Origin of the sequence: Inquilinus limosus MP06 (genome assembly GCF_000767795.1) — a bacterium.
Taxonomy (GTDB): domain Bacteria; phylum Pseudomonadota; class Alphaproteobacteria; order DSM-16000; family Inquilinaceae; genus Inquilinus; species Inquilinus limosus_E.
Genome location: NZ_JANX01000173.1, coordinates 1 through 10,787 on the forward strand (window position 1 = coordinate 1; position 10,787 = coordinate 10,787).

The window sequence follows — 10,787 nt, forward strand, 5'->3', positions numbered from 1 at the left end:
CAAGGGGAGGGGGGACTTGTTTGTAGTGTCCGCTCTGCGCTCTGCGGCCATTCGAAACCCGCTCATCACCAGCCTGTGATTGAATGCCGGGAGGCGCCCCCCGGCGCCTCCCGGCGTCCCCTCCATCCCGCGGTCAGGAGCCGGACCCGCCGCACTTGCCGGTCTTGACGTTGAAGTTCCCGCAGGCCAGCGGCTTGCGCCAATCGGCGATCAGGTCCTTCGAGCCCTCGAGATAGTCGGACCACTCGTCGCCCACGACCTCGGGCGTCTCCGACACCGTCTGGATCTGGCCGTCGGCCTGGATCTCGCCGATCAGCACCGGCTTGGTGATGTGGTGGTTCGGCATCATCGTGGCGTAGCCGCCCGTCAGGTTCGGCACGGTGACGCCGACCATCGCGTCGATCACCTTGTCCGGATCGGTGGTGCCCGCCTTCTCCACCGCCTTCACCCACATGTTGAAGCCGATGTAATGCGCCTCCATCGGGTCATTGGTGGTGCGCTTGTCGTTCTTGATGAAGGCGTGCCACTTGGCGATGAAGTCCTTGTTCTCCGGCGTGTCCACGCTTTCGAAATAGTTCCAGGCGGCCAGGTGGCCGACCAGCGGCGCGGTGTCGATGCCGGCCAGTTCCTCCTCGCCGACCGAGAAGGCGACGACCGGGATGTCGGTCGCCTTGACGCCCTGGTTCGCCAGCTCCTTGTAGAACGGCACGTTGGCGTCGCCGTTGATGGTCGAGACCACGGCGGTCTTCTTGCCGGCCGACCCGAAGCTCTTGATCTTGCCGACCTCGGTCTGCCAGTCGGAGAAGCCGAACGGCGTGTAGTTGACGGTGATGTCCTCGGGCGCCACGCCCTTGGCCTTGAGATAGGCCTCGAGGATCTTGTTGGTGGTGCGCGGATAGACGTAGTCGGTGCCTTCCAGCACCCAGCGCTGCACCCCCTCCTCGTTCATCAGGTAGTCGACCGCCGGGATCGCCTGCTGGTTCGGCGCGGCGCCGGTGTAGAAGATGTTGCGCGAGCTTTCCTCGCCCTCGTACTGCACCGGGTAGAACAGGATGCCGTCCAGCTCCTCGAACACCGGCAGCACCGACTTGCGCGACACCGAGGTCCAGCAGCCGAAGGTGGCCGCGACCTTGTCGACCGAAATCAGCTGCCGCGCCTTCTCGGCGAAGAGCGGCCAGTCCGACGCCGGGTCGACCACCACCGCCTCCAGCTTCTTGCCGAGCAGTCCGCCCTTCTTGTTCTGCTCGTCGATCAGCATCAGCATGACGTCCTTCAGCGTGGTCTCGCTGATCGCCATGGTGCCGGACAGGGAATGCAGGATGCCGACCTTGATGGTGTCCTCGGCCCGGGCGGCGGTCGACACCGCCAGCCCCATGGACACCGCCAGCGCGGCGCCGATCACCCAATGCTTCTGCGACACTGCCATCGTGAACCCCCGGATCGCGCTTGATTGCGTTCGCCTTGCGATCCGCAAAGACGCAAGTTCCAGGCCAGTCGTGGAGTTCCGCCAAAGATCTCTGCTCAAGCAGTCGGCAGCCTTTGCGCTTGCCTATTTTCCAGGCATCGCCTCCTGACGCGACAGGCTCGATCCGTCACTCTTCGCCCTCGCCACGACGTCCGCCCCGGCAGCTTCATCCGGTCGACCGGAACGAGGACATTCAGCGCGAGGCGGCGATGACGGGGGCCGAGCGATATGATCACGAATTGAGCAAATCCACCCTTCGCCCTCACCCGCCGAACAGTACCGGCAGCTGCGGATCGTTAGAATCTAAAATTTTTCCAAAACTTTCATCTTTGTTTCTCAAACTTTATCTCATTCAATAGTAATTGCAATCCGCGCCCGACCTGAGAATTATGTCCTGCGCAGACATCGAGACACCAGAATTGATCTTTTAGCCAACTCATAAATAGATATGTATTTTGTAATGACCAAATATCATCAAAAGAAATGCATTCTGAGCAAACGAATAATTCCAATAATGACGCTGACAACAATAATGATTTTTTGCAGCATTCTTGATTAGTAAAATCCAAACCTCAGCAGCCAACAGAGATCTTCGATTTCGTAATCCGGATCCATACGGATCCGCGCGATCGGTTTCAGCCACTGAATTTCAGGGAGATCAATATGGACAAATCGAATTTCCATTTGTCCCGCCGCGACGTCCTTATGGCAGCCGCGGCGGCCGCCGGCGCGGCGGCCGTGCCGCTCAGTCCGGCGCGGGCCGCGGCGAAATACACCCGTCCCAATGTCACCAGCGCCGCCGGCCAGAAGATGCTGGCGGTCTATGCCAAGGGCGTGCAGGCGATGCTGGAGCTGCCGGCCGACCATCCGCACAACTGGTTCCGCAACGCCTTCGTCCACATGATGGACTGCCCGCACGGCAACTGGTGGTTCTATGTCTGGCATCGCGGCTATATCGGCTATTTCGAGCAGACCATCCGCACCGTGACCGGTGAGGACAGCTTCGTCCTGCCCTATTGGGACTGGACCCAGCTGCCGCAGATCCCGGACGGGATGTTCGACGATTATCTGACGCCGACGAGCGATCCCTTCCTGCCCTATACCGGCAGCGTGGCGGCGTTCACCAACTACATGAAGGAGCCCCTGACCAGGTACTGGGACGCCTTCTCGGAGGCCCAGCGCGCGCAGCAGGCCAAGCGGGGCTACAACAGCATCGATGATCTCTGGCAGAGCATCCTCGGCTATGCCATGTGCGATGGCGATCTGGTGCCGATCTCCCAGAACCAGGCGTTCGTGATCACCGGCGGCGCGCGCTACCTGACGCGCGACAACCCCAAGCTGAACGACAAGACCGCCGCCAATGTCAAAATAGAGAAGATCCGCGGAGGGCTGTCGCCCAAGGGTTTCAACGTCACCGAACAGGACGGCAGCACCGATCCGATCAACAGCTTCACCAGCTCGCAGACGCCGTCGCACCACGTCGCGCCGCCCAACTCGACCGTCTTCTCCACGCTCGAGGGCTTTCCACACAACAAGGTGCACAACTTCATCGGCGGGTACGGCTCCCTCCCGGATACGGCTCTGCAGCCGGGCCCCTTCGGCAACATGACCAACAACCTGTCGCCGATCGACCCGATCTTCTTCCTGCATCACGCCAACATGGACCGGCTGTGGGATGTCTGGACCCGCAAGCAGCTGAAGATGGGCCTGTCCCCCAAGCCGTCCGATGCGGACAGCAAGGCCTATTTCAGCGAGCCCTTCCTGTTCTTCATCGACGGCAAGGGCAACCCCGTCCCCGACGGCAAGGCCGCGGATTATTTCGACACGACCGTGTTCGACTACGACTACGAGCCGGGCTCGGGCGAAGAGGTCATCCCGAAGACCACCGTGGTGTCGAACGCCGAAGACCTGCCGCTGATCCGCAGCGCCGTGGCCGCCGATGTCGCGACGCTCACCGTGCCGCGGGCGGCGGTGCAGAGCCACCTCGCTGCGGCGGGCGAGGCGCGGCCGCTGGTCGCTGCGGTCACGATGAGCCGGCCGATGGAGCTGGCGGGGCCGCGCGAGTTCGACGTGCTCGTCAACGCGCCCGAAGGCGTCACCTCGGTCTCGGCCGACAGCCCCTATTATGCCGGCACCTTCGCCCTGTTCGGCGCGCCGATGCCGGGCATGCATTCGCATGGGGACCTGACCTTCTCGGTGCCGCTGCCCCAGACGCTGCATGCCTTCACGTCCCTGGCCGCGGGGGCGAACGCGACGCTGAAGATCCGGGTGGTGCCGTCGAATGGACTGGACAAGAAAGCCATCGCGCTCAAGGCCGTCTCGCTGGCGACCCCGTCGTAGGGTGACGCTGCGCCTCGCCGCCGCGGTGCTCGGATGGCTCGCCATCCCGGCCCTCGGCGGCGGGAGCGCGGCGGGGCAGGACCGGACGCTGGTCCTGCCCCGCCCGCTCCAGCCGGGCGAGATCGCCTGGCTCGTGGTGGAGGTCGGCCCGATCGGACGCCGCGAGGTCACCGTCTCGACGGCGGCGGGCGAGATCATCGGCGTGATCTCGCCCTTCGGCCCCCGCGCCGGGCTGCAGGCCGGGGTCTATCCGCTGCCCCTGCCGCCGGAGGCGATCCAGGACGGCCGGGTCGTCGTGCGGCTGACCATCACCCGGGACAGGGGCCCTCCGCGCGACCCGACCGCCGAAGAGGTTCCGCGCGTCACGGTGCGCATCGGCCCCTGAACGGTCGGCCTTACGGACGGATTTTCAATCCCGATAGTCGAATTCTTTTGGAGATGGATATGGCAGTCGAACCCAAAGTCCCCATCGTACCCCTGCTGCTCGCCGGCCTGGCCTTGGCCGCTGTCGACGCGGCCCCGGCCGCGGCGCAGCAGACCGCGGAGCGCCTGGTCAGCAACCCCCGCATCCTGGGCCAGGGGACCGCGCCGCGGAGCCTGTCGGTGCGGACCCTCCAGCCGCTGCCGCATGAGCGGGTGCTGGACCTCAACATCGAATACACCGACGGGCAGATCTACAACCCGACGACGGGCCTCTACGACAAGGTGCGCCTGCGCAGCTACAACGGCACGGATGTCGATCCGTCGACCCCCTATGTCTCGCCGACGATCGAGGCCGTCCCGGGCGACACGATCCGCGTGAATCTGCACAACATGTTGCCGGCGGATCCGACCTGCGCGAGCGACGGCCACATGGACGGGCCGCATTGCTTCAACGGCACGAACCTCCACACCCACGGGCTGTGGGTGAACCCGGCGGGCAACGGCGACAATGTGCTGCTGTCGATCAATCCCGGCGTCACGTTCCAGTACGAATACAACATCCCGGGCGACCATCCGGCGGGGACGTTCTGGTATCACACCCATCGCCACGGCTCGACCGCGCTGCAGGTCTCGAGCGGCATGGCCGGGGCCCTGATCATCCGCGGCAGCCGGCTGCCGACGCCGACGGCGCAGGGCGATCTCGACACGCTGCTCAAGGACCTGCCGGAACGGGTGCTGGTGTTCCAGCAGATCCAGTATGCCTGCCGGTATCCCCGGGCGAACGGCGTGCTGGGACCGATCAAGCAGACCGACAAGGGCGCGTATATCTGCGACCCAGGCGATGTCGGCGGCATCGAAGGCTACGATCAGTTCGGCCCGGGGACCTGGCCCGCGTCAGGACGATACACCTCGATCAACGGCGTCGTTCTCCCGACCTTCCAGACCAAGCAGGGCCAGGTCGAGCGCTGGCGGATGATCCATGCCGGCGTGCGCGACACGATCAGCCTCAGGATCGTGAAGATGAAGCCCTCCGCCAAGCTGGCCGCCACCTTCAGCCAGGCGGAGGCCCGGGCCTTCATCCAGGAATCCTGCAGCGACTCCGGCGTCTCCTATTTCCGGGTCGCCGCCGACGGGCTGACCATGGCCCAGGCACAGGGCTCGAACCTCTCGGTCTTCCAGCCCGGCTATCGCTGGGATGCCCTGACGGTGTTCCCGGAGGCGGGCCGCTATTGCCTGGTCGACGCCTCCTCCCCCGCGGCGGGATCGGTCAACGGCGACGCCCCCAACCCGTCGCTCCTCGGTTTCGTGGATGTCGAGCCGGGCACGGCGGTGCCGGACCTCACCGCCTATGTCAGGGACGCCCTGGTGGCGGAGGCCGATGCCGCGATGCCCGACGACGTCAAGTCCGCGGTCATCGCCGATCTGCGGGACGGCCTCAAGCTGTCCAAGTTCGTGCCGCATCCGGACATCGCGGAAAGCGAGGTGACGGGCCACCAGGAGCTGACCTTCTTCATCGACACCAGCACCGACGACACCAAGTTCGAGGTCAGCAACACCCTGAGCGAGGCCGACGCCCATCCCTATGACCCGAGCCGGCTGGACCGGCAGCTGTCGCTGGGCGGGGTGGATGAGTGGACGCTGCAATCGCATTTCGTCAGTCATCCGTTCCACATCCATGTCAATCCGTTCCAGGTCGTCTCGATCATCGATCCGGCCGGCAACGATGTCAGCCTCCCGGGAGCGATCGACAACGACGGCGGCCAGCCGGGCGTCGCCGATCCCCAATATCCGGGCCTGAAGGGCGTCTGGAAGGACACGCTGTGGATCAAGAGCCTGCTGCCCGACGACCCGACGGGCCTCTACACGATCACGATCCGGACCCGCTACCAGCGCTATATCGGCGAGTTCGTGCTCCACTGCCACATCCTGGACCATGAGGATGGCGGCATGATGCAGAACGTGGCGATCGCGCTCCCGGACGGGGATGTCTCGGCCCCTAAGGCCGACGCGCCGCCGCTGCAGCTGCAGCAGATGCACACGCACAAGCCCTGACCGCCGCGCTCCGGGTCCCTTCGGGGGCCCGGAGCCACGGGTGCCGGTCAGCCCCGGCTGTGGCCGGCCAGGCGCGGCAGCAGGCGGGCCCAGCCGACCAGCCCGTCGCGGAACCGCTCCAGCCGGAAGAACTCGTTCGGCGAGTGATAGTCCTCGTCGGCGGTCGAGAAGCTGAAGAACACCGTCTCGATCCCCAGGATCTCCCGGAACACGCCGCCGATCGGGATGGTCGCGCCCATCGCCACCCGCAGCGGCGGCTGGCCGAACAGCTCGCCCAGCACGCCCTCGGTCAGCGCCAGCACCGGCTGGTCGGCCGGCAGGGCGAAGGCCGGCGACCCTGCCCCCTGGCGGCGGATCTCCAGCTGATAGCCGGCCGGGGCGTGCTGCCTGAAATGCGCCTCGATCGCGTCGAAGACCCTGTCCGGATCCTGGCCGGCGACCAGGCGGCAGGTGATCTTGGCGCCGGCCCTGGCCGGGATCACCGTCTTGGTGCCTGGTCCGCCATAGCCGCCGGTGATGCCGTTCAGCTCCAGCGTCGGCTTCAGCCACTGCCGCACCAGCAGTTCCTCGGCCGTGGGCATTGGCTGCGGTGCCGGCGCGCCGATCATCGCGAAATAGCCCTGCGGGTCGAAGCCGGAGGCCCGGATGGCCTCGATCAGCTTCGGGTCGGGCGGGGTGATGCCGTCATGGAAGCCCGCGACCGCGACCTCCCCGGCGTCGTCATGCAGCGTCGCCAGCAGCCGGGCCAGGGCCGGCAGCGGGTTGGGGGCGCTTCCGCCGTGCCGGCCGGAATGCAGGTCCTTGCCGGCGCCGTGCAGCTCCAGCTCCAGCGCCAGCATGCCGCGGCTGGCGACGGTCACGGTCGGCAGGTCGGGCCGCCACATCGCGCCGTCGGCCGACAGCACCACATCGGCGGCCAGGCGCTTCGCCTCCGCCGCGACCAGCGCTTCGAGATGGGCGCTGCCGCATTCCTCCTCGCCCTCGTAGAGGAACTTCAGGTTCACCGGCAGCCCGCCCTCCCGCTGCAGGAAGGCCTCGGCCACCAGGATCGGGATCAGCGACGGCCCCTTGTCGTCCGAGGCGCCGCGGGCATAGAGGCGGCCGTCGCGGATCTCGGGGGCGAAGGGCGGCGAGGACCACAGCTCGACCGGGTCGGGCGGCTGCACGTCGTAATGGCCGTAGACCAGCACGGTCGGCGCGCCCGGCGCATGGCACCATTCCGCCGTCACCGCCGGATGCCCCTCGGTCGGCAGGATCTCGACCCGCTCCAGCCCGGCACGGGCCATGCGGTCGGCGACGAAGCGGGCGGCGCGCTGCATCTCCGGCGCATAGGCGGGGTCGGTGCTGACGCTCGGGATCGAGCAGTACTGCTTCAGCTCCTCGACATGCTGCTCGAACCGGTCCAGCAGCTGGGTTTCGACCGTGCTCATCGTCTCCGTTCCCGCTCAGCCCCGGCCGGCATCCGGCCGGCCGACTCGCGGCGCAGCACAGCACGGGAGAACGGGGGCCGTCGATGCCCGGGGCCGTCGGCACGGGATTGTCGTGGCTTCGAAGCAAAGGAGCCCGGCCCGAAGCGTGGTGGGGGAGGCCTCGGGCCGGGCCGGGCGCCGTGATCGACGAAAGGCACCTGAGGCGCAGATTGAACCGAAGGGTGCTGTCCATCCAGGGTTGCCACCCCCCCTATTTCACGGCCGCCCGCGGCGGAACCGGTCCGTCACCGCCATCGTTCCCTCGGCAGGACAGGATGGAGGTGCGCATGACGACGCCCCGCAAGCCCGGCGACGCGCCGGAGCCGGACGACAAGGTGCCCGGACGCAAGACAGCCGGCCGCAAGGTCGACGAGGCCTCGGACCAGAGCATGGATGCCAGCGACCCGCCCTCCTTCAACCCCGGCACCGCCGGCGCCGGCGAGGACCGCCGGTCGGCCCCGGCCAAGCCGAAGGAGCGGAGCTGAGCCGTCATCCGCGGCGCCTTGCCGATCCGTAAGTGGACAGGCCGCGCCGGTCATGGCCGGATGACGACCGGCGCCGCCCGTCAGCAGCAGGCGCCGCGCCCGGCCCGGCCCCTCCCCCCAAGCCTACGGCCCGGGCCGGGCGCACCGTCCTTGGTCAGCGTTCAGGCCGCAACCGCCAGCTGCGCAGCTCGAACGGCTCCAGGTCATGCGTCCGCTCGCGCGGCGCCGGTTCCTCCAGCAGCGACACCGCCTCGCCCAGCCGCCAGCCTTCCGGCATGGTGATCGACAGCGTCCCGCGGGCGCCGGCCGGCTCGTAGAGGCGCAGCACCAGCCCGCCCCCCTCCTCCGCCGGCTTCAGCGCCGCCAGCGCGGCCTTGATGCCGGAGACCATCAGCGGCGTATGCAGCCCGGCCGCAAGGTTTCGCGCCGGCAGCGCCAGCAGCGGCTGGTTCAGGTCCTCCGCTGCCTCGCGCACCCCGCCCTCATGCCAGTCGCCCGCATGCGGCAGGATCGCATAGGTGAAGTCCTGCACGCCTTCATCGGCCAGCGGGTCGGGGTAGATCGGCGCCCGCACCAGGCTGAGGCCCAGCACGTTGCCAAGCGCGCTGTGGCCGTATTTCCCGTCATTCAGCAGGGCGACGCCGAAGCCCGGTTCCGACAGGTCGGCGAAGCGGTGGCCCGGCACCTCGAACTTGGCCTGGTCCCAGGAGGTGTTGCGGTGGGTCGGCCGCCGCACCACGCCGAAGGCGCATTCGAAGCTCGCCGTCTCGGCCCGCACCGCCACCGGCACCAGCGCCCGCAGCAGCACCCGCCGGTCGTGCCAGTCGAGCCGGGTGTGGATGTCGAGCCGCGGCGCGTTCGCCCACAGCGTCAGGGTCTGGGTGATGGTGGAATCGCGCCAGCGCCGGACCAGCCGCAGCGCCGCCCGGTCCGGCCCGTCCTCGACCAGCTCCGTGTCCTCCAGCCCGGTCAGCTCGAAGCCCTGGCGGTCGCAATCGGCCTCGACATCCCAGGCGTCCCAGCTGCGCGGCTTGTCGGCCGGATACAGCCACAGCTGGTTGCCACGTCCGGCCAGCGCGTCACGGCCGGTCGGCTTGTGCAGCAGCCGGGCGATGGTGCCGTCGGCGCCGATCTCGACCTGCAGGAAGCGGTTCTCCAGCCGGCTGCCGGTGGTCGACCAGGAGGCCGACAGCCCCGGCGCCGGCTGCAGCGCCGCGCGGTCGAGCACGACGACGCCGAGCGGCGGTACCGTCAGGTCCGGCGCGACCGCCTCCCCCTCCAGCTCCAGCCGCAGCGGGCGCGGCGACAGGTCGGGGTTCACCACCACCAGCGCGTCGGCCGTGCCGCCGTTCGGCAGGGAAGCGGCGATCGCGGCCATCGCCTCGGCCTGACGGTCGAGGCCGGCGTCGCGCGCCGCCGTCAGCTCGCGCTCCGCATCCTCATAGACCTCGCGGATGCTGGAGCCGGGCAGGATATCGTGGAACTGGTTCTTCAGGAGGCCGCGCCAGGCCGGCTCCAGGCTGGCGAAGGCAGGGCCGCCGAGCAGCGTCGCCAGGCTGCCCGCCACTTCGGCCGCCAGCAGCGCCCGTTCCGCCTGGCGGTTCAGCCGCTTGGTGCGGCCCTGGCTGGTCAGGGTGCCGCGGTGCAGCTCGAGATAGATCTCGCCGAGCCACACCGGCAGCTCGTCAACCGCTGCCCGCTCGCGGATGCGGCCGAAGAACTCCTCGACCCGCGCCGGCCGCAGCTCGGGCAGCGCCGGGAAGTCGGCCAGCTGGGCCTGGCGTTCCAGCATCTCCGGCGTCACCCCGCCGCCGCCGTCGCCGAAGCCGACCGCCAGCAGGCTCTCGTCATGCATGGTCTTGCCGCGGAAGTTGCGCCAGGTCGGCAGCACGCAATCGGCCCGGATGGTGCCGTTGTAGCCCTCGATCGGGTTGTCGAAGGTGTGGGCCAGAACCCGGCTGCCGTCGAGCCCCTCCCACTGGAACAGGTCGTGCGGGAAGCGGTTGGTCTCCGACCAGTTCACCTTGATGGTGAAGAAGCTGTCCATGCCGCCCTGGCGCAGGATCTGCGGCAGGGCCGGGGAGAAGCCGAAGCAGTCCGGCAGCCAACACACGCTGTGACGGCGTCCGAAGGTCCGCTCGAAATAGCGCTGGCCGTACAGGGCCTGGCGCACCAGGCTCTCGCCGGTCGGCATGTTGGTGTCGGGCTCGACCCACAGCCCGCCGATCGCCTCCCACCGGCCCTCTTCCGCCCGCGCGCGGATCGCGGCGAAGAGATCCGGGTCGTCGGCCTCGACCTGGGCGTAATAGGCTGCGGTCGACTGGTTGAAGACGAAGCCGGGGAACCGCTCGATCAGCCGCAGCGCGGTGTGGAAGGTGCGGCGCGCCTTGCGCCTTGTCTCGGCATAGGGCCACAGCCAGGCCAGGTCGATATGGGCGTGGCCGGTGATCGCCAGCCGCCCCTGCGGCGGGAAGCGTTCCTTCAGCCTCCGCAGCGCCGCCGCCAGCCCGTTATGCGCCGCGACGGTCGCCGCCCGCTCGGCCTCGCCCAGCG

Annotated in this window: 7 protein-coding genes; 4 read left to right on the forward strand and 3 right to left on the reverse strand. The window is 68.1% G+C overall.

Annotated elements, in window-relative coordinates; genetic code table 11:
• Positions 1-133: 133 nt before the first annotated feature.
• Positions 134-1,375, reverse strand: coding sequence for an urea ABC transporter substrate-binding protein (gene urtA / locus P409_RS15310; RefSeq protein WP_238578697.1), 1,242 nt, complete (start codon positions 1,373-1,375; stop codon positions 134-136).
• A 753-nt stretch (positions 1,376-2,128) separates the two neighbouring features.
• On the opposite strand from urtA, the gene P409_RS15315 reads away from it, so the two are divergent.
• The 3 genes from P409_RS15315 to P409_RS15325 are packed head-to-tail and all read left to right on the forward strand — an operon-like array spanning position 2,129 to position 6,280.
• On the forward strand, positions 2,129-3,805 hold the full coding sequence (locus P409_RS15315; RefSeq protein ID WP_034838521.1) for a tyrosinase family protein: 1,677 nt from the start codon (positions 2,129-2,131) through the stop codon (positions 3,803-3,805).
• Between the two features lies 1 nt (position 3,806).
• Positions 3,807-4,190, forward strand: a complete 384-nt coding sequence (locus P409_RS15320) for a hypothetical protein (RefSeq protein ID WP_052120689.1) — start codon at positions 3,807-3,809, stop codon at positions 4,188-4,190.
• A gap of 59 nt (positions 4,191-4,249) precedes the next feature.
• Entirely contained in the window at positions 4,250-6,280 is a 2,031-nt protein-coding gene (locus tag P409_RS15325; protein WP_034838524.1) for a multicopper oxidase family protein, read from the forward strand.
• A gap of 47 nt (positions 6,281-6,327) precedes the next feature.
• On the opposite strand, the gene P409_RS15330 is transcribed toward P409_RS15325, so the two are convergent.
• A complete protein-coding gene (locus tag P409_RS15330; RefSeq protein WP_034838528.1) occupies positions 6,328-7,710 on the reverse strand; it encodes a dipeptidase in 1,383 nt (460 codons plus the stop codon).
• 326 nt (positions 7,711-8,036) lie between these two features.
• On the opposite strand from P409_RS15330, the gene P409_RS15335 reads away from it, so the two are divergent.
• A complete protein-coding gene (locus P409_RS15335; protein WP_152613397.1) occupies positions 8,037-8,234 on the forward strand; it encodes a hypothetical protein in 198 nt (65 codons plus the stop codon).
• A gap of 154 nt (positions 8,235-8,388) precedes the next feature.
• Here P409_RS15335 and P409_RS15340 read toward each other — a convergent pair.
• The coding region (locus P409_RS15340; protein ID WP_034838534.1) for an alpha-mannosidase at positions 8,389-10,787 on the reverse strand (2,399 nt) is incomplete at its 5' end.